20 protein-coding genes and 1 pseudogene are annotated in these 19,733 nt (G+C 73.1%); 10 read left to right on the top strand and 11 right to left on the bottom strand.

Annotated features, from left to right (window positions below; genetic code table 11):
* The first annotated feature begins 81 nt into the window (after positions 1–81).
* On the top strand, positions 82–996 hold the full coding sequence (locus ACIA8R_RS01340; RefSeq protein ID WP_397036524.1) for an NADP-dependent oxidoreductase: 915 nt from the start codon (positions 82–84) through the stop codon (positions 994–996).
* 34 nt (positions 997–1,030) lie between these two features.
* Here ACIA8R_RS01340 and ACIA8R_RS01335 read toward each other — a convergent pair whose 3' ends face one another.
* Positions 1,031–1,552 carry a CGNR zinc finger domain-containing protein gene (locus ACIA8R_RS01335; RefSeq protein WP_364083798.1) on the bottom strand — a complete coding sequence of 174 codons (522 nt, stop codon included), beginning with the start codon at positions 1,550–1,552 and terminating at the stop codon, positions 1,031–1,033.
* Positions 1,553–1,648: 96 nt separating this feature from the next.
* On the opposite strand from ACIA8R_RS01335, the gene ACIA8R_RS01330 reads away from it, so the two are divergent.
* On the top strand, positions 1,649–2,509 hold the full coding sequence (locus ACIA8R_RS01330) for an alpha/beta fold hydrolase (protein WP_397035847.1): 861 nt from the start codon (positions 1,649–1,651) through the stop codon (positions 2,507–2,509).
* A gap of 12 nt (positions 2,510–2,521) precedes the next feature.
* Positions 2,522–3,211 carry an HPP family protein gene (locus tag ACIA8R_RS01325; RefSeq protein ID WP_364083803.1) on the top strand — a complete coding sequence of 230 codons (690 nt, stop codon included), beginning with the start codon at positions 2,522–2,524 and terminating at the stop codon, positions 3,209–3,211.
* A gap of 14 nt (positions 3,212–3,225) precedes the next feature.
* Here ACIA8R_RS01325 and ACIA8R_RS01320 read toward each other — a convergent pair whose 3' ends face one another.
* From ACIA8R_RS01320 to ACIA8R_RS01310, 3 genes are read right to left on the bottom strand one after another with little or no spacing between them, the layout of a single operon-like run.
* Positions 3,226–4,143, bottom strand: coding sequence for an aminoglycoside phosphotransferase family protein (locus tag ACIA8R_RS01320; protein ID WP_397035845.1), 918 nt, complete (start codon positions 4,141–4,143; stop codon positions 3,226–3,228).
* A 34-nt stretch (positions 4,144–4,177) separates the two neighbouring features.
* Positions 4,178–5,056: a 1,4-dihydroxy-2-naphthoyl-CoA synthase gene (locus tag ACIA8R_RS01315; RefSeq protein WP_364083809.1), complete on the bottom strand. Its 879-nt coding sequence runs from the start codon at positions 5,054–5,056 to the stop codon at positions 4,178–4,180.
* Positions 5,057–5,066: 10 nt separating this feature from the next.
* Entirely contained in the window at positions 5,067–5,579 is a 513-nt protein-coding gene (locus ACIA8R_RS01310; RefSeq protein ID WP_357702057.1) for a PadR family transcriptional regulator, read from the bottom strand.
* Positions 5,580–5,655: 76 nt separating this feature from the next.
* On the opposite strand from ACIA8R_RS01310, the gene ACIA8R_RS01305 reads away from it, so the two are divergent.
* Positions 5,656–6,219 carry a hypothetical protein gene (locus tag ACIA8R_RS01305; protein ID WP_397035842.1) on the top strand — a complete coding sequence of 188 codons (564 nt, stop codon included), beginning with the start codon at positions 5,656–5,658 and terminating at the stop codon, positions 6,217–6,219.
* Here the strand turns inward: ACIA8R_RS01305 and ACIA8R_RS01300 are convergent.
* Positions 6,212–6,544, bottom strand: coding sequence for a helix-turn-helix transcriptional regulator (locus ACIA8R_RS01300; RefSeq protein WP_090938046.1), 333 nt, complete (start codon positions 6,542–6,544; stop codon positions 6,212–6,214). The genes ACIA8R_RS01305 and ACIA8R_RS01300 overlap by 8 nt on opposite strands.
* Positions 6,545–6,630: 86 nt before the next feature.
* On the opposite strand from ACIA8R_RS01300, the gene ACIA8R_RS01295 reads away from it, so the two are divergent.
* The gene (locus tag ACIA8R_RS01295) at positions 6,631–6,801 is read left to right on the top strand and encodes a DUF3073 domain-containing protein (RefSeq protein WP_357702062.1); all 171 of its coding nucleotides are present in this window, start codon (positions 6,631–6,633) and stop codon (positions 6,799–6,801) included.
* 149 nt (positions 6,802–6,950) lie between these two features.
* Here ACIA8R_RS01295 and ACIA8R_RS01290 read toward each other — a convergent pair whose 3' ends face one another.
* Positions 6,951–7,778: an alpha/beta hydrolase gene (locus ACIA8R_RS01290; protein ID WP_397035840.1), complete on the bottom strand. Its 828-nt coding sequence runs from the start codon at positions 7,776–7,778 to the stop codon at positions 6,951–6,953.
* Positions 7,779–7,895: 117 nt separating this feature from the next.
* Here ACIA8R_RS01290 and ACIA8R_RS01285 point away from each other — a divergent pair, with 117 nt between their 5' ends.
* On the top strand, positions 7,896–8,462 hold the full coding sequence (locus tag ACIA8R_RS01285) for an NAD(P)-binding domain-containing protein (RefSeq protein ID WP_357702066.1): 567 nt from the start codon (positions 7,896–7,898) through the stop codon (positions 8,460–8,462).
* A 27-nt stretch (positions 8,463–8,489) separates the two neighbouring features.
* Here the strand turns inward: ACIA8R_RS01285 and ACIA8R_RS01280 are convergent, their stop codons facing one another.
* The 4 genes and pseudogenes from ACIA8R_RS01280 to ACIA8R_RS01265 all read right to left on the bottom strand — a co-directional run.
* Entirely contained in the window at positions 8,490–9,899 is a 1,410-nt protein-coding gene (locus ACIA8R_RS01280; RefSeq protein ID WP_357702068.1) for an LCP family protein, read from the bottom strand.
* Positions 9,900–10,046: 147 nt separating this feature from the next.
* A complete protein-coding gene (locus tag ACIA8R_RS01275; RefSeq protein ID WP_357702071.1) occupies positions 10,047–10,706 on the bottom strand; it encodes a response regulator transcription factor in 660 nt (219 codons plus the stop codon).
* The gene (locus ACIA8R_RS01270) at positions 10,703–11,839 is read right to left on the bottom strand and encodes a sensor histidine kinase (protein WP_397035837.1); all 1,137 of its coding nucleotides are present in this window, start codon (positions 11,837–11,839) and stop codon (positions 10,703–10,705) included. The genes ACIA8R_RS01275 and ACIA8R_RS01270 overlap by 4 nt, the downstream gene beginning before the upstream one ends.
* Before the next feature lie 142 nt (positions 11,840–11,981).
* A pseudogene (locus tag ACIA8R_RS01265) lies at positions 11,982–12,335 on the bottom strand (MSMEG_6728 family protein); the annotation flags it as partial.
* 86 nt (positions 12,336–12,421) lie between these two features.
* On the opposite strand from ACIA8R_RS01265, the gene ACIA8R_RS01260 reads away from it, so the two are divergent.
* Positions 12,422–14,701 carry a xanthine dehydrogenase family protein molybdopterin-binding subunit gene (locus ACIA8R_RS01260; protein ID WP_397035835.1) on the top strand — a complete coding sequence of 760 codons (2,280 nt, stop codon included), beginning with the start codon at positions 12,422–12,424 and terminating at the stop codon, positions 14,699–14,701.
* A gap of 38 nt (positions 14,702–14,739) precedes the next feature.
* Complete coding sequence (locus ACIA8R_RS01255) at positions 14,740–15,441, top strand: DUF2267 domain-containing protein (protein ID WP_397035833.1); 702 nt, start codon at positions 14,740–14,742, stop codon at positions 15,439–15,441.
* Here ACIA8R_RS01255 and ACIA8R_RS01250 read toward each other — a convergent pair.
* Positions 15,438–15,659: a hypothetical protein gene (locus tag ACIA8R_RS01250; RefSeq protein WP_397035831.1), complete on the bottom strand. Its 222-nt coding sequence runs from the start codon at positions 15,657–15,659 to the stop codon at positions 15,438–15,440. The two genes, ACIA8R_RS01255 and ACIA8R_RS01250, sit on opposite strands and share 4 nt — an antisense overlap.
* A gap of 194 nt (positions 15,660–15,853) precedes the next feature.
* On the opposite strand from ACIA8R_RS01250, the gene ACIA8R_RS01245 reads away from it, so the two are divergent.
* Complete coding sequence (locus ACIA8R_RS01245; protein WP_364083837.1) at positions 15,854–16,321, top strand: ATP-binding protein; 468 nt, start codon at positions 15,854–15,856, stop codon at positions 16,319–16,321.
* Between the two features lie 73 nt (positions 16,322–16,394).
* Positions 16,395–19,676 carry a BTAD domain-containing putative transcriptional regulator gene (locus tag ACIA8R_RS01240; RefSeq protein ID WP_397035829.1) on the top strand — a complete coding sequence of 1,094 codons (3,282 nt, stop codon included), beginning with the start codon at positions 16,395–16,397 and terminating at the stop codon, positions 19,674–19,676.
* Positions 19,677–19,733 lie beyond the last annotated feature (57 nt).

Below are 19,733 nucleotides of genomic sequence, written 5' to 3'. Positions count from 1 at the left end.
GTTCCCGACTTCATATCGAAAGTTGTCCGACTTGACCTCAAGCAGGGTTGAGGTAGCACGCTCGTCGGCATGAGCGATGTGATGAGGGCGGCGGCGTTCGCCGAGCCGGGCGGACCCGAAGTGCTGAAGGTGATGGAGGTGCCCGCGCCGCAGGCGGGCCCGGGAGAGGTGCGCGTACGCGTGCGGGCGGCCGGTGTGCAACCCTTCGACACGGCCGTACGGGCGGGGTGGCTGCCGCCGTACCTGGGGGACGTGCCCTGGCCGCGCATCCCTGGCAACGAGTTCGCCGGCGTGGTCGACCAGGTGGGCGACGGGGTCACCGGGGTGTCGGCCGGGGACGAGGTGCTGGGCTTCTCGCGGCTGTACGCCTACGCCGAGTACATCGTGGTCCCGGTCGCCGACGTGGCGCCCAAGCCCGCCGGGACGCCCTGGGAGGTGGCCGGCGGGCTGACGTCCGGCGTCCAGACGGCCGAGCTGGCCCTCGACAGCCTGGGCGTCGGGGCCGGCGAGACGCTGCTCGTGCACGGCGCGGCCGGGTCCGTGGGCACGGCGGCCGTGCAGATCGCCCGCATGCGCGGCGCCACGGTGATCGGCACCGCCAGCGAGGTCAACCACGACCACCTGCGCGACCTCGGTGCGATCCCGGTGGCCTACGGCGACGGGCTCGCCGACCGGGTGCGCGCGCTCGCCCCCGGCGGCGTGGACGCGGCCCTCGACGGCGCCGGCGGCCACGCCCTGGAGGTCTCGCTCGACCTGGTCGCCGACCGGGCGCGCATCGTCACGCTGGTCGAGCACGGCAAGGCGGCCGAGCTGGGCGTCAGGACCGTGATGGGCGAGCGCACCGCCGAACGCCTCGGCCGGTACGCCGCCCTGTACGCCGAGGGCCGGTTCGCCTTCCCGGTGCGGCGGACGTACCGGCTGGAGGAGGCCGCCGACGCCCACAGGGAGGTCGAGACCGGCCACGGCCGGGGCAAGGTCGTCCTGGTGACGGACTGAGGTTCCCCGCTCCTCGCATTCCGGGCGGGCCGGTTCAGTCGGCGTTCTTGTGACGCTGGTTGAACCGGCCCGCCTTCGCGCGGTTGCCGCACACCTCCATCGAGCACCACCTGCGGCTGCCGTTCTTGCTCACGTCCAGGAACCACAGGACGCAGGCCGGGTTCGCGCACTTGCGCAGCCGTTCGGGACGCCCGCGCAGCAGCGGGACGACGGCGGCGGCCGCCGTCCAGGCCGCCTCCCAGGCCGGATCGTTCACCACGACCGTGTCACGCGGCCCGTCGTCGCCCACCTGCGGTCTGGTCGCGCCCTCGCCGAGCACCGCGTTGAGCCGGTCGTGCCCGCGTCCTTCGAGCAGCCCGCGCAGCGCGTCACGTGCCAGGACGAGGCGGTCGCGCACGCGTTCCAGATCGTCCTCGCCCGGCAGGCCGTGGTCGCCGAGCCAGGCGCGCACGCCTTCCAGGTCGTCGAACTGGTCCACGAGGGCGCCCTGGTCCACCCACACGGTGTCCACCAGGTCCAGAGCCAAGGGCTCGTCGCGGAGCGGCCGTATCCTCACTGCCTCTAACCCCTCAAAGCGATTTGACTGGTTAACTTTCGCCATGCTATCACTTAACCGGCAAAAGGGATTTAGCCGGTTAGAGAGAGTGTTGACATGACTGTTCAGTACCGCACCGCTGTGATCGACGGACTCGACGTGTTCTACCGGGAGGCGGGCGACCCTTCGGCGCCCACGCTGGTGCTGCTGCACGGGTTCCCGACCTCGTCGGTGGCCTACCAGGAGCTGATCGCCGAGCTGGCCGACGAGTTCCACCTGATCGCGCCCGACTACCCCGGATTCGGCCACAGCTCGGCCCCTGCCGCCGACGAGTGGGAGTACACCTTCGACCACCTGGCCGACGTCGTCGACCAGCTGCTCGACACCCTCGGCCTCACCAAGTACGCCCTCTACGTGCACGACTACGGCGCCCCGGTCGGCTTCCGCCTCGCCACGCGGCACCCCGAGCGCATCACCGGCATCGTCACCCAGAACGGCAACGCGTACGAGGAGGGCCTGACGCCCTTCTGGGAGCCGCTGCGCAAGGCGTGGGCCGACCCGTCCGAGGAGAACACCTCCGCGCTGCTCGGCCTGCTCACGCCCGAGGCCACTCACTGGCAGTACACGCACGGCGTCCGTGACGCCGGCCTGGTCAACCCCGACAAGGCGGTCCTCGACCAGGCCCGGCTCGACCGGCCCGGCAACCACGCCGTCCAGCTCGCCCTCTTCGTGGACTACGGCCGCAACCCGGGCCTCTACCCGGAGTGGCAGGAGTACCTGCGCACCAACCAGACGCCGGTGCTGGCCGTCTGGGGGCGGCACGACGAGATCTTCGGCCCCGACGGCGCCCTCGCCTTCGACCGGGACACCGAGCGCGTGCAGATCCAGCTCCTGGACGCGGGCCACTTCGCCCTGGAGACGCGCGGCCCGCAGATCGCCGCCCTGGTCCGCGACTTCCTCCGCCGCCTCTCCGACTGACGGGAGCCCCCGATGTCCCACCGCCGCCGCCGGAGCGTCGCCGCCGGCACCGGCTCGGCCGCCCCGGTGACCGCCCGTCCGCATGACTCCGCCGCGCTCCCGTCCCCGGCCGTCCACCGCGTACCCCCGCCACGGGGGCTCGCGGTGGGCCGGGCGGCGGTGACGCCCGAGCCGCCGCCCTCGCCGGCGGCGGCGACCTTGAAGAGGTACGTGCGGGCCGCTGCGTCGGGGGCGCCCGCACGACCGCCCGGAAGGGTGGTGGCCCTGGCCACCGTGGCAGCGCTGGCCGGGCTGTCCCTGCTGGCCCTGGTCACCACCCTCACCGGCCTGGAGCTGTTCGCGCTGCCGTTCGCGGCCTCCGCCATGATCGTGGCCCTGGCCCCCGCCGCGCCGTTCGCCCAGCCGCGCAGCATCCTCCTCGGCCATCTGAGCGCCTCGGCGCTAGCCCTGGCCCTCACCGCCCTCATCGGCCCCTCGGTGTGGGCGGCGGTCGCCGCGGCGGCGCTCTCCACGGCCCCGATGATGCTGCTGCGCGCCCCGCATCCCCCGGCGGGCGCCACTGCGGCGCTGATCGGGCTCACCGCCCCCGACCCCGTGTACCTGCTCGACCCGGTACTGGTGGCCGGCATCGTGGTGATCGCCGGCGGTGTGGCGCTCGGCAGGGCGCTGCCGGGCCACAAGTACCCCGCCTACTGGCGTTGACCGCGGGCCGGGCGTCACTGCCGGTGGCGCATGGCCTCGGCGATCACCAGGCCGACCTCGTTCAGCTCGCGCTCGCCGTCCTCGACGTCCCAGAGGGCGTTCTGCAGGAGGCGGCCGAGGGTCCAGCCGGCCGCCCTGGCCGGGTCGAGGCCCAGTCCGTCCACCATCAGGTCGAACCGCCGCAGCACGCCCTTGATCGGGTCGCCGGTGGCGACGACGGCCTCCCACCGGTTGTCCAGGGCGGGCCACAGGTCGAAGCCGGGGTCGCCGGCCAGCGGCTTGGGGTCGATGGCCAGCCACGGCTCCCGCTCGGCGGCCAGCACGTTGTCGTAGTGCAGGTCCCAGTGCAGCAGCCGGTCGCCGGGTTCGGAGACGAGCTCGGCGACCGCGTCCGCGGCCCACCGCAGCCAGAACCTGTCCTGCTCGCGGGGCAGCGCGGCCGCCGCCCGGTCGACGTCGGCCAGCATCTCCGCGGCGATGTCGCCCAACCGGCGCAGGCCCGGCGGGGCGGGGAAGGCGGTCAACCGGCCCAGCAACTCGGTCAGGATCTTCAGCGCCTCGACGTCGTCCGGGACGGCCGACAGCGGGCGGTCGGAGTCGAGGCGTTCCAGCAGCAGGGTGCCGGTCTCGGGGTCCTCGTCCAGCAGCAGCACCGAGCCCTTCCCGGCCCACGTGCGCAGGCCGGGCGCCTCGGTGGCGTTCTCGTCGGTGACGGGCTGGAGCTTGAGCGCCGCTCTGGTGCCGTCGTCCCGTACGACGGGCAGCACGAGGGAGACCACGCCGTGCATGGGCGGCCCCTCTTCCAGGCGCAGCCCCCACTCCTCCAGGTAGCGCTCGGCCAGTGCCGGCAGGCCGGCCGACCACGCCCGCCCCCGCTCCCCGTCGATCTTCACATGTGATTCGGTCAGTGCCTCGGGAACCTTGATCCGCATCACCCCAGTCTGCCTCTGACCGGGGAGCCCGTGGCTAGAAGTGCCAGGGGTAGGGCGACCAGTCGGGCGCCCGCTTCTCCAGGAAGGAGTCGCGCCCCTCGGCCGCCTCGTCCGTCATGTACGCCAGCCGCGTCGCCTCGCCCGCGAACACCTGCTGCCCGACGAGCCCGTCGTCGATCATGTTGAAGGCGAACTTCAGCATGCGCTGGGCGGTCGGCGACTTGCCGTTGACCTTGCGCGCCCACTCCAGCGCCGTGGCCTCCAGCTCCGCGTGCGGGACGACGGCGTTGACCATGCCCATGCGGTGGGCGTCGGCCGCGCTGTAGGTGTCGCCGAGGAAGAAGATCTCGCGGGCGAACTTCTGCCCGACCTGCCGCGCGAGGTAGGCCGAGCCGAAGCCGCCGTCGAAGCTGGCCACATCGGCGTCGGTCTGCTTGAAGCGGGCGTGCTCGGCGCTGGCGAGTGTGAGATCGGCCACGACGTGGAGGCTGTGGCCGCCGCCCGCGGCCCAGCCGGGCACCACGCAGATCACGATCTTGGGCATGAAGCGGATCAGCCGCTGCACCTCCAGGATGTGCAGGCGCCCGGTGGCGGGGGTGCCGTCGGCGTACTGGTAGCCGTCTTTGCCCCTGATGCGCTGGTCGCCGCCGGAGCAGAAGGCCCACCCGCCGTCCTTGGGCGAGGGGCCGTTGCCGGTGAGCAGCACGCAGCCGACGTCGGTGGTCTGCCTGGCGTGGTCGAGTGCCCGGTAGAGCTCGTCGACCGTCTGCGGCCTGAAGGCGTTGCGCACTTCGGGCCGGTTGAACGCGACCCGCACCGTGCCCTGGTCGAGGGCCCGGTGGTAGGTGATGTCGGTGAAGTCGAAGCCCTCGACTACCTGCCACATCTTCGGATCGAACAGCTCGGAGACCATGGGAGCGAGCCTAACGGATCTGCCCCTCGGCCCACTCGGCCCACTCCTTCTGGACGGCGCCCAGCCGCAGGCCGTACTCCAGGGCCAGCCGGCCGTAGACCGACAGGTTGTCCTGGCCGCTCTCGACGAAGCCCTTGATGGCCTCCATGTGCTCCAGGTGCTTGCCCACCACCTCGGCCTGGCGGCGCAGGTACGCGCGGGCCTGCTCGGGATCGACCTGCCCGAGGAAGAACACGCGCAGCAGCATGTCGCTGCGCCCGACCCTGACCGGCTCGACCTCGGTGATCCAGCGGCGCAGCTCGGCGCGGCCCTCCTGGGTGATCGCGTACTCCTTGCGCCCCCGGGGGCCCTCGGCCGCCACGCTCACGAGACCGGCGTCGGCCAGCTTGCCGAGCTCGGCGTAGAGCTGGCTCTGCGTCGCGGGCCAGACGTTGGACAATGAGACGTCGAAGGTCTTCAGCAGGTCGTAGCCGCTGGCCGGCCCCTCGGCGAGCAGACCCAGCACGGCGTGTCTCAAGCTCATATTCCTATATTGACATATCTCCACAGGAGGTTCTACCTTCGACATGTCTACTTAGGAACGTCAAAGGAGTTGCGCGATGCGCGGTCTGCTCGGTTTCCTCCCCTGGGTCGTCTACGCGGTCATCGCCACCGGCGACGAATGGCGCTGGGGCGCCATCACCGGCCTCGTGATCGCCGTTGCTCTCGTGGTCGTCGACCGCCGCTCCGGGCGGGCCTGGGACGAGATCGTGATCGAGACGAGCGCCGCCGTCTTCTTCGCCCTGCTCACCGTGCTCTCCCTGGTGGCCCCGCACTCGCCGCTCACGCCGTACGGGCCCGCGCTGGTCAACGTGTGGCTGGCGGGCACCGCCTGGGGTTCGATGGCCATCCGCAAGCCGTTCACGCTGGGCATCGCGCGCACGATGGCGCCCAAGGAGATCTGGGAGACCCCCGCCTTCCACCGCGTCAACGTGGTGATCACGGCGGTGTGGGCGGTGGCGTTCACGCTCGCCGCCGTCTCGCTGACGTTCGTGCTGGCCGCGGCCCCCCACGCCACCACGGCCGTCATCGCGATCAAGGTGCTCTCGTTCGTCGTCCCCGCCGTCTTCACCGCCCGTTACCCGAAGGTCGTCAGGCGTCGCGCCGAGGCCGCCGCTAAGTGACCTCCGCCCGCAGCTCGGCCAGGAGCTCCCCCTGGTCGGCCAGCATGTCGGTGAGGATGCGGCGGGCGGCTCCGAGCAGGTCGGCCAGCTCGGGAGTGGCCAGCGTGTAGACCACTGTGCTGCCTTCGCGGATTGCGCTCACGATCCCGGCCCTGCGCAGGACCGCCAGCTGTTGTGAGAGGCTCGACGCCTCGATGTCGATCTGGGCCAGCAGGTCTCTGACGGGCAGTGGACCTTCCTGGAGTAGCTCCAACACTCTGATGCGAGCGGGGTGGCCGAGCGTCCTGAAGAAGTCGGCCTTGGCCTGGTGGACCTCCACGTGCATATTGCAAGACTAATCGAGCGCAGTTGCATAATTCTTCAAGTCGTAACGTTGTTGGATAGCATGACAGCGGGGACTAGGGAGTAGCCATGGGCCGAGGAAGAGCCAAGGCGAAGCAGACGAAGGTCGCTCGCCAGCTGAAGTACACCAACCACAACATCGACTACGACCGGCTGCGCGAGGAGCTGGGCGCGGACACGCCGCGCGAGGAGATGTACCCGTCTACGGCGTCCGAGCAGGAGTCCGAGCGCGCGCATTGACGCGCGCCGGCTTCGCGGGGGCGTCCGCGACGTTCTTGGGCCGCCTGGCCTTCGGCGCCTGACCGGTCGCCGCGAGTTCCAGGCGGTGCTTCTGTGCCCGCCCGGTGGCGTGCCGCGGTGTGCGGCCACGCCGCCGTGGTGTGGAGGGGTCAGCCCGTCACCGCTTCGAGCAGGCGGCGCGCGTCGGCGAGCAGGCGGCCGGTGGCCGCCTCCGACACCGGGTCGGCGTTCTGCTGGAAGCCGTGCGCGAGGCCGGGTTCCCTGCGGCACGTGACCGGCACGCCCGCCTCGGCCAGCCGCCGGGCGTACGCCTCGCCCTCGTCCCTGAGGGCGTCGTGCTCGGCGGTGACGATCAGCGTGGCGGGCAGCCCGCGCAGGTCGGGCACGAGCAGTGGGCTCAGCCCCGGGTCGGCGCGCCGCGCCGGATCGGGCGCCCACTGCCGGACGGCCCAGGCGAGGAAGCTCTCGTCGAGGCCGTGACCGGTGCCCTTCTCCCGCACGCTGGGCTGCGAGAGCGTGAGGTCGGTGTTGGGGCAGATCAGGATCTGGGCGGCGGGCGACGGGTCGTCCGCGTCGCGCAGCTCCAGGCAGGCCATCGTGGCGAGGTAGGCGCCCGCGCTGTCCCCGGCCACCGCGACCGGACGGGCCGTGCGCAGCACCTCCACGACGTCCTCGACCGCCGCCGGGTACGGGTGCTCGGGCGCCAGCCGGTAGTCCACGGCCATCACCTCGACGCCGCACCCGTCGGCCAGCAGGCGGCAGATCCGGTCGTGCGTGTCCAGGCCGCAGAACACCCACGCGCCCCCGTGCACGTACACCATGAGCGGCCGCCGCTCCTCCGCCGGCCGGTAGTGCCGCAGCCGCAGCCCGCGCGGCCCGGTCAGCTCGGTCACGTGCGGCAGCTCGGGCCCCCGCGCACGCAGGTGCGCTCGCTCGGCGCTGCCCCTGCGCAGCTCATGGACGTCGGGATCGCTCATGGACGACGAGTGTAGGGATCACCCGACGGCAAAGGTCTCCCAGCTCCGGCGCAAAGACAGGCATGCCGGGAAGGCCGATGGGCAGGTGCCGATCGGGCCCGACAAGGAGATCGAGACATGCGCATAGGAATCGTGGGTGCGGGCAGGCTCGGTGCGCCGCTCGGCCGGCTGCTCGCGGCGGCCGGTCACGACGTGCTCTTCAGCGACGCCCGGCTGACCCTGGCCGAGGAGGCCGCGGTCGCCGCCGAGGGGCAGGCGGGCGGCGGCTCGCCGATCGAGGCGGCGCGCTTCGGCGAGGTCGTCGTCATGGCGGTGTGGTGGGAGGCCTTCCCCACGGTGGTCGAGGAGCTGGGCGCGGCGCTGGCAGGCAAGATCGTCATCGATCCCAGCAACCCGATCACCGAACGCGACGGCGCCGAGGCGGTGGTGGCCGTCCCGGACGGGCTCACCAGCCCGCAGTACCAGCAGCACGTGCTCGGCCCCGAGGTGCGGGTGGTGCGCACGTTCAACACCAAGTACCCCAACGAGCTGCTGGAGCTGGGCACGGCCGGGCAGCGCGGCGGCCCGCGGGCCGACATGCCCTACTGGGGCGACGACGACGCCGCCAAGAAGGTCGTGGTGCCGCTCATCGAGGACGCCGGGTTCACCGCCATCGACGGCGGCGGGCTGGCCGACTCCCTGTGAGCCCCCTTGAGCTCCCTGTGAGCGGCGTCAGGCCGCGCAGGTGTCGTGGGTGGCGTCGAAGCCCTTGATCGCCTCGGTGTCGTCGGCGCGCAGCGGCTTGAGCCCCTTCCAGTCGTCGCCGATCACCAGCACCAGGTGGTTCGTCCGGGCGCCCGGGACCAGCCTCGGCGTGGCGGCCAGGAGGTCGTTGGTGAGGGTGGGCACCCGCGTCTCGGCGTTGGGGCCGTACAGCAGCGTGGTCTTCGGCTGGGGCTTCTTCGCCGAGTCGCCGATCTTGCTGATGTGGTAGCCGCGCTGTTCGAGGAAGGCGGCCACCTGCGTGCCGAGGCCGCCGCGGTAGGTGCCGTTGCGCAGCTCGATCTGGATCTTCGACCGCCCCACCTTGGCCTGGCCGCCCTTGACGCCCTGGACGCTCTGGTCCCTGGCCGCGATCTGGAACAGCCGGCCCGCCTGCGGCTGCACCCACTCGACGCGGCCCGGCTGGGTCAGCGAGTAGTGCCAGGGGGTGGTGATGAAGCGGATCTGCCCGGCGTTGAGGCCCTGGAGGCTGGTGGCGAGGTCCTTCATGACGCCGACCGACAGGTCGTCGTCGACGGTCACCGACTTGGTGCCGGCGTCGAGGAAGCCGAACAGCTTGGACGGGTCGGTGAGCGTTTCGCCGCTCATCACCTTCTTGAGCATGGAGGCGATGAACATCTGCTGCCGCTGGATGCGCCCGATGTCGGAGCCGTCGCCGAGGCTGTAGCGGGCGCGGACGTAACCGAGCGCCTGCTCGCCGTTGAGCGTCTGCCGCCCGGCGGGCAGGTGGAGCAGGGCCTTCTTGTCGTTCACCGGCGAGGGCAGGCAGACCTCGACGCCGCCCACGGCGTTGACCATGCTCTTGAAGCCGGTGAAGTCGACCTTCACGAAGTGGTCGATGTGGATGCGGGTGAGCGACTCGATCGTCTTCCAGGTGCAGGCGATGCCCCCGGAGTTGAACGACTCGTTGATCATGCCCAGGTGCGGCTGCTGGCCGGGCAGGCCGCCGGTGGCCCGGCAGGCGGGGAGCTGGACCAGCGAGTCGCGCGGGAAGCTGATCACCATGGCGTTGTCCCGCTTGGACGACACGTGCGCCAGCATGATCGTGTCGGTGCGCTCGCCCGCGATGCGGTGGCCGTACCTGGCGTTCTTGCCGTCGCGCTGGTCGGAGCCCACGATCAGGACGTTCATCGCCGAGGTGGCGACCTTGGGGGGCCGCGTCTCGCCGAGGTCCTCCTTGGTGACCGTCGAGCGCTTGAGGTTGCCGCTGAGTTTGGCGGTGACGCCGACGGCCACACCGCCGACGAGGAGGACGACGGCGACCGCGATCGCGATCACCCAGCGCAGCCAGCGCCGGCGGCGCCGCCTGGGGGCGCCGGGGTCGCTGGAGGGCGGAGCGTCGACAAGCCCGCTGCTCACGTGACTCCAGAGGGACGGGGGCCAAGGGGCCACCGCCCCGGGCCAAGAGCCTCGCCGTACAAGTCTCGGCCGTTGAACGAGCCCGAGTGTACTCAGTCCGGGACGGGTATGAGGAGGGACCGGGTTCCTTGACGGTCAAGCCTCGGGTCAGCGCTCGCGCGGGGTCACCAGGCCGGACTCGTAGGCGAAGACCACGAGCTGGGCGCGGTCGCGGGCGTGCAGCTTGGTCATCGCCCGGCTCACGTGCGTCTTGGCGGTGGTCGGGCTGATCACCATCTGGGCGGCGATCTCGTCGTTGGACATGCCGCGGGCGACCAGGGCGGTCACCTCGCGTTCGCGGTTGGTGAGCACGTCCAGGCCCTGGGGGTCGGGTTCGGGGCGGCGGGCGACGTACTCGCCGATCAGGCGGCGGGTGATGGCGGGGGAGAGCAGGGCGTCGCCGCGGGCGGCCACCCTGACGCCCTGGAGCAGGTCGGCGGGCTCGGTGTCCTTGACCAGGAAGCCGCTCGCGCCGGCGCGCAGGGCGTGGAAGACGTACTCGTCCAGGCCGTAGTTCGTCAGGATGACCACGTGGACCTCGGACAGGCGTGCGTCCGCGGCGATCCGCCTGGTGGCCTCGATGCCGTCCATGACGGGCATCTGCACGTCTACGAGCGCGACGTCCGGACGGTGTTCCAGGGCGAGGGCGACGGCCTGCTCCCCGTTGGCCGCCTCGGCGACGACCTCGATGTCGTCCTCGGCCTCCAGCAGGGCGCGGAAGCCGCCGCGGATGAGGGCCTGGTCGTCCACCAGCAGCACGCGGATCATCGGGCCTCCTGCAACGGCAGCTCGGCGCGTACGGTGAACCCGCCCTCGGGACGCGGCCCGGTGCGCAGCCGCCCGCCGAGCGCCGTGACCCGCTCCCGCATGCCCAGCAGGCCCACGCCGGGGTCGCAGGGGTCGCCGTTCGCGCGGCCGTCGTCGTCCACCTGCACGGTCAGCTCCTCCTTGCCGTAGTCGACGCGTACCGAGGCGGTGGCGGGCCCGGCGTGCTTGGAGACGTTGGTCAGCGCCTCCTGGACGATCCTGTAGGCCGCGCGGTCGACCTCGGCGGGCAGGTCACGGCGGTCGCCGGTGACCGTCACCGTGGCCGGGACGCCGGTCGAGCGGGCCCGTTCGACCAGGTGGGTGAGCCGGTCGAGGCCGCTGGCCGGAGGGTCGCCGTCCGGCTCGCGCAGCACCTCCAGCGTGGCGCGCAGCTCGCGCATGGCCTCGCCGCTGGCCTCCTGGATGGCCAGCAGCGCCGCCGGCACCTCCTCGCCGCGCTTGCGCGCGAGGTGCACGGCCACGCCCGCCTGCACCTTGATGACCGAGATGGTGTGGGTGAGTGAGTCGTGCAGCTCCCTGGCGATGCGCAGCCGCTCCTCGCCCGCGCGGCGCAGCGCCGCCTCCTCGCGGGTCCGCTCGGCCTCGGCGGCCCGCCGCTCGACCTGCACGAGGTACGCCTGCCGGTGCCGGGTCACGGTCGCGGTCACCCCGGCCGCCAGGAACCAGCCGAGCAGCAGCGTCGTCTTCTGCACGATCTCCTGCGGGGGCTGCCCGGCGGCCGCGGCCAGGTTGACCGCCAGGGTGCCGCCCAGGAACACCGCGCCGGCGACCGCCGCGACCGCCCGGTGCCCGGCCCTGACCGTGGCGAACACCGTCACCATGACGGGGAAGGAGGCCGGCGGGCCGGGCTGCGCGTGCGCGGAGTAGACCAGCATGCACAGCGTGGTGACCAGCAGCGCCGGCACCGGCGCCCGCCGCCAGACGACGAGGGTGAGCGTCCCGGCGAGCACGGCGACGTAGTCCACCGGGCCCGCGCCCGGCGTGGCCACCGCGGTCGCCGTCAGCAGCACGGCCACCACCGCCGCGAGCGCCACGTCCATGGCGGCGGGACGCCATCGGTGCTGCAAGCTCATGCCAAGCACAGTAGATCGTGATGTGTCGATGTTCGTCCTCATTCGGACGGAAATGGGCACTACTCCCGCCGTCGTACGCCGCCCGCACCAGCGGGCGGTAGTGGTCGGGGTCCTTGCGCAGGAGGGCGGAGCGGTGGCTGAGGTGGAAGGCGTCGTCGCCGAGCCAGGGCGGCAGCTCGTCGGCCGCCGCCAGCTCGTGCTGGGTGCGGACGACGGGGGTGCCGCAGGCGCGGCCCAGCTCGACGGACATCGAGGCCGCGCAGGTGTCGGCCCGGCCGGTCGAGCACCAGCGGTCGCACACGTCGAGCCCGTAACGGACCAGGGCCTCCTCGTAGCCGGCCCACATCTTGACGGCGGGGTGGTGGCGCCAGCCGTAGCCGGGGACGATCAGGGCGCGCAACACCTGGAGGGCCTCCACCCGCTGCTTGCCCAGCCGCAGGGCATCCAGAACCCCGGCACTTGCCGTGAAATCCGGATATGGAAGAAAAGTCTGCATCAATACCCTCGCTGACCTGGTCCTTCGCGCCTGCCGTCCCGCGCGATCGTATAGACCACACGCCTTCCGGCGCGCACAATCGGCCCATGGGCTATGTCGGCGCGCGGACGCCTCGCAGGGAAGACGCCAGACTGCTGACCGGAAGGGGAAGGTACGTCGGCAACGTACGCCTGCCGGGCATGGCGTACGCGGTGGTGGTGCGCAGCCCCGTCGCCCACGGACGGCTCCTGGGCTGCGACGCCAAGGCGACCTGGACGGTCGAGGGGGTGCTCGACGTCGTCACCCCCGCCGACGCGGCCGGGGTCCTGCTGCCCTGCGTCACCCTCGCCCCCGGCCAGCCGCTCGCCTCCTACCGGGCGCTCGACGACACGATCAGGTACGCCGGCCAGCCGCTCGCCGTCGTCGTGGCCGAGACCCCCGCCGCCGCGCGCGACGCCGCCGACCTGCTGGACCTGGAGCTGGACCAGTTCCCCGCGGTCGTCGGCGCGGAACGCGCCCTGGAGGAGGACGCGCCGCTGCTCCACCCCGGCTGGGGCACGAACCTGGTCACCGACTTCCCGATCGGCGACGCCGACTGCGCGGAGTTCGTCGAGTCGGCCGAGCACGTCGTCGAGATGACGTTCAGGATGGGCCGGATCTCGCCGCATCCCCTGGAGCCGCGCGGCGTCGTGGCCTCCTACGCCGACGACGAGCTGACCGTGCACATCTCCTCCCAGGCCCCGCACCACGTGCGCGAGCACCTGGCGGAGGCGTTCGGGCTCAGCCACGACCGGGTGCGCGTGATCAGCCGGGACACCGGCGGCGGGTTCGGCGGCAAGGAGCACGCCTACCCCGACGAGGCGGCCGTCTGCCTGGCCGCGATGCGCCTGGGCCGTCCGGTGAGCTGGACCGAGTCGCCCGGCGACCGGCTGTCGGCGACGCTGCCCGCGCGGGCCGCCGTCCACCGGGCCAGGCTGGCGCTCGACGGCGAGGGCCGGTTCGTCGCCCTGCACGCCGACATCCTCGGCGACCTCGGCGCCCATCCGTCGAACGTCGGCATCTCGCCCTTCGCGGTCTCGGCCACGCTGTTGCCGGGGCCGTACCGGTTCGAGCGGGTCGGCGTACGCGTGCGCGGGGTCGTCACGAACACCACCCCGACCGGCTCCTACCGCGGGTTCGGGCAGCCCGAGTGCACATGGACCAGGGAGCGCCTGATCGACGAGGCGGCCCGGCGGCTCGGCCTCGACCCGGTCGAGCTGCGGCTGCGCAACATGCTGGAGCCGGACGAGCTGCCGGTCACGAGCCGGGTGTACCAGACGTACGACTCCGGCGACTATCCGCTGGCCCTGCGCACCCTGCGCGACCTGGTCACCCCGGTGACCGGTGTGGACGACGGGCGCCGGCGCGGCATCGGCTACTCCTGCCACGTCGAGACCACCGGCCTGGGCCCGTCGATGGAGATGAAGGCGACGGGCATCCAGGCGGGCGGCTACGAGACGGCGGTGCTGCGGATGGAGCAGGACGCGTCGGTGGTGGTGTCGTCCGGGGTGGTCTCGATCGGGCAGGGCATCGAGACCGCGCTGGCCCAGCTCGCGGCCGACCGGGTGGGGGTGCCGATCGAGCGGGTGCGGGTGGTGCTGGGGGACACCGCGGCGACGCCGTACTCGTCGGTCGGGTCGATCGCCAGCCGCTCGCTCGCGGTCGGCGGCGGGGCGCTCGTCCAGGCCGCAGCCCGGCTGCGTGACAAGCTGCTGGCCATCGCCGCCCACCGGCTGGAGGCGGCGCCCGGCGACCTGGAGATCGCCGACGGGTCCGTGCGGGTGAAGGGCGACCCGCGGGCGTCGGTGTCGTTCCGGGAGCTGGCCACGTCCGCCTGGCGGGCCTGGGACCTGCCGGAAGGCGTCACGCCGGGCCTGGAGGAGCGGGTCAGCTACGACCCGTCCGCCTACACCTTCGCCTACGGCGCGCACGCCGCCGCCGTCGCGGTGGACCCCGAGACCGGCGCGGTCGAGGTGGAGCGTTACTGGGTGGTCAACGACGCCGGGACGCTGGTCAACCCGTCCCTGGTCGAGGGCCAGATCCGGGGCGGGGTCGCGCAGAGCATCGGCATGGCGCTGACCGAGGAGATCGTCCACACCGAGGACGGGCAGCCGCTCGCCGAGTACCTGCTGCCGACCACCCGCGAGGTGCCCGACATCGAGGTCGTGCTGCTGGAGACCCCGTCGCCGCGCACCCCCGGCGGCATGAAGGGAGCGGGCGAGGCGGGCACGATCGGCCCGCCCGCCGCCATCGGCAACGCGGTCGCCGCCGCCATGCCCGAGCTGGCCGGACGCGTCACCGACGTGCCCCTCACCCCGCAGGTCGTGTGGAGGTGTCGACACCTCTGACCTGGGCACGAGGAGCCTGAAGGATCGGGGGACGAATCATGGAATATCGTGCACTTTTGGCCTCCATCGGCCGCATGACGGGCCTGGGGGCGGGCCCGGCCAGAGCGGCGGCGGAGGCCACGCTGACCACGCTGGCCCGTACGCTCGACGACGACGACCGCCGCGAGCTCATCGAGGCCCTGCCGCCCGAGCTGACCGACGACTTCCCCATGGACCATCCGCGCAACGACGGCACCGAGGAGGGCTTCGTCCGCCAGGCCGCGCTGCTCGGCCGCCGTCCGCCCGAGCAGGCCAGGCTCAGGGCCCAGGCCGTGCTGGCCGCCGTCGCCGAGCAGGACCCCGAGCTGATCGCCCGGCTGCACATCCCGGAGCAGGTACGCCCCCTGTTCGAGCCGCCGGGCAGCGGCGGCGGCATCACCGGCCCCAAGGGGCACACCGCCACGCTCACCGACGACGAGATCGCCTCGGCGCTGGCCGGGCTGCCCCTGTGGACCGGCGACCGCTCGGCGCTGCGCCGCGAGATCTCCCTGCCGCGGGAGAACCTGCGGGCCGTCCGCCGCGCGCTCGACCACCTCAAGGTCACCTACGGCCGCCAGCCCCAACTCCACGACACCGCCGACGGCCTGGCCATCGTGGTCAGGACCGTCTCCGTGGGCGCGGTCACGGCCCTCGACGTGGACCTGGCCAGGCGGGTGGACGACGTCATCGAGGAGGTGGGCGCCGGTATCGGCCGCCCCTAACCGCGGGCCCCGCCGGTCCCCCCGCCGGTACCTCTGCCGGCTGTTTCGCCGGTGAGGTCCTCCAGGTCCTTGCCCGCCTGTGACAGGGCCTGTTCCAGGGCCGCCTGCCCGGCGGTCCGGCGCCCCGACGGCGTCCCGCCTTCCTCGGCCGGGCGCCTGGCCGCGTCGAGGAGGGGCTTGGTGTCGGTCTTGGGGCTGCTCTCGTCAGGACTGCTCATGGCCCTGTCCGTACCCGCTGACCTGGGAAGACATGTCGGGCGCGAAGAAAGTCGGGATTTCTCGGAAAACGTTCGACCCGTTCGGCCCTTGCGTGCGTACAGGTTTGGACAGCCGCATGTCCGTCAACTCGGAGGCAGGTCTCGTGTTGAGTGAAACGAGCGTTCTTCGCCGCCCTTCCCAGGATGGAGAGGCCATGTCCAGGCTGCGGTCGGCCCGGCGGATCAGGAACCAGTACGTATGGCCGTTGCGCGCGGACGCCCGGACCGTCGGCCACGCCCGGTCGATCATCCGTACGGAGCTGTCCGGGCTCGACCTGCACGACGACGTCGTGGACGACGCCGTCCTCATGGTGAGCGAACTGGTCACCAACGCGTTCATGTACGGCGAGGGCCCGTACGAGCTGCTCCTCCACGTGGACGCCAAGGAGATCATGTGCGTCGTCGTGGACGCCGGCCCGCCCCTGCCCGCCCCGTCCGTCCCCGACCCGGCCGCCGAGCACGGAAGGGGGCTGCGCATCGTCGCCCGGCTCTCCGACGGCTTCTACGGCTGCCATCCCCAGCGCTACCTGACCCACCCCGACCTGGTCGGCAAGGCCACCTGGTTCGCGCTGCCACGCCGCGGCGGGCCCGGCAACGTCGTGCCGATCAGAGCGGGCACGTGACGGGTTCCAGTCTCCTTCAAGTCGGCTCGACCATACTGTGATCGATCAGGATGAAGCCGATGAGTGGGACAACGTGGAATTCCGAGTTCTGGGGCCGCTGGAGGTCCGCGACGCCGACGGGGCCGCGGTCGGCCTCGGCGGCCCCCGCCCGCGGGCCGTGCTGGCCCGGCTGCTGGTCGCGCAGGGGGCCGTGGTCCCCGCCGAGACGCTGATCGACGACCTGTACGCCGGCGCCGCCCCGCCCAGCGCCCTGCCCACCCTGCACTCCTACGTCTCCAACCTGCGCCGCGCGGTCGAGCCGGACCGCGGGCCGCGCGTCCGGCCGAGGACGCTGATCGCCCGCGCGCCCGGCTACCTGCTGGCCGCCGACCACGTGGACGCACGCCGGTTCGCCGAGCTGGTGAACCGGGCGGAGTTCCGGTCGGCCGAGGAGGCGCTGGCCTGCCTGGACGAGGCGCTGGGGTTGTGGCGCGGCTCGCCGTACGAGGAGTTCCAGGACGAGCCGTGGGCGCTCACCGAGGTGAGCCGCCTGCGCGAGCTGCGCCTGGTGGCGGTCGAGCGGCGGGCCCGCGCGCTGCTCGACCTGGGCCGCCCCCAGCCGCTGATCACCGAGCTGGAGGCCGAGACCGTCGCCAACCCGCTGCGCGAACGCCTGTGGTGCCTGCTCGCGCTGTCCCTCTACCGCACCGGGCGCCAGGCCGAGGCGCTGGCCGTGCTGCGCACGGCGGCCAGGCGGCTGTCCGACGAGCTCGGCCTCGACCCGGGGCCCGAGCTGCGCTCCCTGGAGTCGGACATCCTGCGCCAGGTCGACTCGCTCGCGCCGGTGAACGAGACCCCGGCGCTGGTGGCCGCGCCGCGTTCACCGAACACCCTGCACGGGCGCGAGGCCCAGCTCGCCGAGCTGATGGCGCTGGCCGAGCCGGCCGAGCCGGCCGCGCCCGCCGGGCTCGCGGTCGCCGAGGTCAGCGGCGAGCCCGGGATCGGGAAGACCAGGCTGCTGGAGGCGTTCGGCGAGCGCTGCGAGCGGCTCGGCCGGCTCGTGCTCCGGGGACGCTGCCACGACGCCGAGGGCACCCCCGCGCTGTGGCCGTGGACGCAGGTGTTCGAGGCGCTGGAGCCGCACTGCCCGCCGCCGGACCGCGAGGCCCTGTCCGGCCTCCTCGACGCCCCGGCCGCCGTGGCGCCGGTGGCCGGAGGGTCGGCCGAGGCGTTGGTGTCGCGCCGGAACCAGGCCGTCGCCCGGTGGCTCGTCACGGCCTCGCGCGCCCAGCCGCTGGTGATCGTCCTGGACGACCTCCAGTGGGCCGACCCCGCCTCGCTCGACCTGCTCAGGCATCTGGTGATGCTGCTGCGGGGCGGCGCGATCACGCTGGTCGCCGCCTTCCGCACCGGCACCGGTGACGTGCTCGGGCGGCTGGTCCGCTACGATCTGCTGCGGCTGCGCCTGACCGGCGTCGGCCCCGAGGCGGTCCGCGCCATCGCGGCCGACCTCGGCGTCGAGCTGGACGACGAGTCGTGCGCCAGGATGGCCGACTGCACCGGCGGCAACCCGTTCTTCCTGCGCGAGAGCATCAGGCTGATGGCCCAGGACCCGGACGTGGACCCGGACGCGTACGAGGTGCCCGCCGCGGTGACCGAGCTGGTCCGCCTGCGCCTGGACGCGCTCGCCGAGGTCACGGACGTGCTGGCGGTCGCGGCGCTGATCGGCAGGGAGTTCGACCCGGCCGTGGTGGCCCGGGTCGCGGGGGAGGAGGCGTACGGGCCGCTCGACCGGGCCGTGCGCGGCGGCCTGCTGGCGGCGCGTACGGGAGGCCGGCTGGCGTTCGTGCACGACCTGGTGCGCGAGGCGCTGGTCAGGGACCTGCCGCCGTTGCGCAAGGCCGCGCTGCACCGCGACCTCGCCGCCGCCCTGTCCGCCCGCCCGGCGACCGACGTCGCGGTGATCGCCCACCACGCGGTGCAGGCGGGGCCGGTGGCGTACGAGGAGGCGGTGCGGTGGGCGCGGGCCGCCGCCGAGCAGGCCGAGCTGCGCCTGGGGTACGCCGAGTCCGCGTCCTGGCTGGGGCACGCGGTGACCGCGCACGACGCCTGCGGCGGCGATCCGGCCGAGCACGTGGAGCTGCTGCTGCGGCAGGTGGGCGCGCTGCTGGCGGCGGGCGAGCCGGCCAGGGCCCGCCGGGTCAGGGACGAGGCCGTGCGGGCGTCCGGCCGCATCGCGCAGGGCGGCTCGCAGGTGCGGGTCCGGGCGCTGACCTCGTTCGACACGCCGTCCATCTGGACGCTGCGCGACCCGTACGGCGCCGCCGACCCGCTGCTCGTCCGCCGCTTCGAGGACGCGCTGCGCGAGCTGCCCGAGGCGGACGGCCCCGACCGGGCGATGCTGCTGGCCGGGCTGGCCCAGGAGCTCTACGACGCCTCCGGCGACCCGCGGGCCGAAGGGCTGTCCGCGCAGGCCGTGGCCATGGCAAGGCGGCTGGGCGACCGGCGGCTGCTGATGCGCGCGCTCAACGCCAGGCACCTGTCGCTGCCCCGGCCCCTGCACGTGCACGAGCTGGTGGAACTCGCCGCCGAGCTGCACGAGCTGGCGGACGGCGAACCGGCGTACCAGCTCCTGGCGAGCATGATGGACACCCACAACCGGCTGGAGCTGTTCGACGTCACCGGCGCCGACCTGGCCGCGGCCCGCTGCGACGACCTGCTCGAACGCCTCCCGCTGCCCTGGCCGCGCTTCCAGCACACGCTGTGGCGGGCGGGCCGGCTGGTGCTCTGCGGCCACTTCGACGAGGCGGAGGACCTGTACGCCGACGCCGCCGACCAGGCGACCGGTCTCGGCATCTGGCACGCCGCCCGTGCCGTCACCGCCGGCCGCCTCGCCCTGGACTACCACCGGGGCACGATGGCCGCCGCGGGCCCGCTCATCGACGTCCTGCGCGGCGCGAACCACGCGCTCGACCAGGCCGCCGGCACCCTCCACCTGCACGCGCTCGGCCGCCTGGACGAGGCCCGCAAGCTGAACGGGCAGCCGCTGCTCGACCGGTCGCGCCCGTCCACCCTGTGCCTGCGGGCCGCCGCCGCGGTCGCGCTCGGCCGGGTGCACGAGTGCCGCGCGCTCTACGAGGCGCTGCTGCCTTTCAGCGGCCGGATCAGCGTCCTGTCCGCCTGCGCCTGGGTGGGCCCGGTGGACTGGCACCTCGCGCTGCTGGCCGAGGCGACCGGCCGGCACGAGAGCGCCGTCCGGCACCTGAGCGCGCTCGAACGGCTGGCCGCCCGCAACGGCCTGGCCTGGTGGCGCGAACGGGCGGCCGAGGCCCGGCGGCCCGGCCGCAAGCGCCTGCAACTGGCCACCAGCGGATGACAAGGTCCTCCTGGTCGACTGGTGCGCCGGTCGCCGGTGGATCGCCGGTCGATCGCC

It is taken from the genome of Nonomuraea sp. NPDC051191 (assembly GCF_044455665.1).
In the GTDB taxonomy this organism is placed as follows: domain Bacteria; phylum Actinomycetota; class Actinomycetes; order Streptosporangiales; family Streptosporangiaceae; genus Nonomuraea.
The sequence above is the reverse complement of the archived record's forward strand: the minus strand, read 5'-3'. Positions and strand labels throughout refer to the sequence as shown.

Coding starts and splice junctions, on each gene's coding strand:
- ACIA8R_RS01245 (WP_364083837.1), top strand. CDS start 15,854: ATGTCCAGGCTGCGGTCGGCCCGGCGGATCAGGAACCAGTACGTATGG.
- ACIA8R_RS01250 (WP_397035831.1), bottom strand. CDS start 15,659: ATGAGCAGTCCTGACGAGAGCAGCCCCAAGACCGACACCAAGCCCCTC.
- ACIA8R_RS01315 (WP_364083809.1), bottom strand. CDS start 5,056: ATGGTCTCCGAGCTGTTCGATCCGAAGATGTGGCAGGTAGTCGAGGGC.
- ACIA8R_RS01255 (WP_397035833.1), top strand. CDS start 14,740: ATGGAATATCGTGCACTTTTGGCCTCCATCGGCCGCATGACGGGCCTG.
- ACIA8R_RS01300 (WP_090938046.1), bottom strand. CDS start 6,544: ATGCACGTGGAGGTCCACCAGGCCAAGGCCGACTTCTTCAGGACGCTC.
- ACIA8R_RS01310 (WP_357702057.1), bottom strand. CDS start 5,579: ATGAGCTTGAGACACGCCGTGCTGGGTCTGCTCGCCGAGGGGCCGGCC.
- ACIA8R_RS01305 (WP_397035842.1), top strand. CDS start 5,656: ATGCGCGGTCTGCTCGGTTTCCTCCCCTGGGTCGTCTACGCGGTCATC.
- ACIA8R_RS01260 (WP_397035835.1), top strand. CDS start 12,422: ATGGGCTATGTCGGCGCGCGGACGCCTCGCAGGGAAGACGCCAGACTG.
- ACIA8R_RS01325 (WP_364083803.1), top strand. CDS start 2,522: ATGTCCCACCGCCGCCGCCGGAGCGTCGCCGCCGGCACCGGCTCGGCC.
- ACIA8R_RS01275 (WP_357702071.1), bottom strand. CDS start 10,706: ATGATCCGCGTGCTGCTGGTGGACGACCAGGCCCTCATCCGCGGCGGC.
- ACIA8R_RS01330 (WP_397035847.1), top strand. CDS start 1,649: ATGACTGTTCAGTACCGCACCGCTGTGATCGACGGACTCGACGTGTTC.
- ACIA8R_RS01320 (WP_397035845.1), bottom strand. CDS start 4,143: ATGCGGATCAAGGTTCCCGAGGCACTGACCGAATCACATGTGAAGATC.
- ACIA8R_RS01340 (WP_397036524.1), top strand. CDS start 82: ATGAGGGCGGCGGCGTTCGCCGAGCCGGGCGGACCCGAAGTGCTGAAG.
- ACIA8R_RS01270 (WP_397035837.1), bottom strand. CDS start 11,839: ATGAGCTTGCAGCACCGATGGCGTCCCGCCGCCATGGACGTGGCGCTC.
- ACIA8R_RS01285 (WP_357702066.1), top strand. CDS start 7,896: ATGCGCATAGGAATCGTGGGTGCGGGCAGGCTCGGTGCGCCGCTCGGC.
- ACIA8R_RS01295 (WP_357702062.1), top strand. CDS start 6,631: ATGGGCCGAGGAAGAGCCAAGGCGAAGCAGACGAAGGTCGCTCGCCAG.
- ACIA8R_RS01290 (WP_397035840.1), bottom strand. CDS start 7,778: ATGAGCGATCCCGACGTCCATGAGCTGCGCAGGGGCAGCGCCGAGCGA.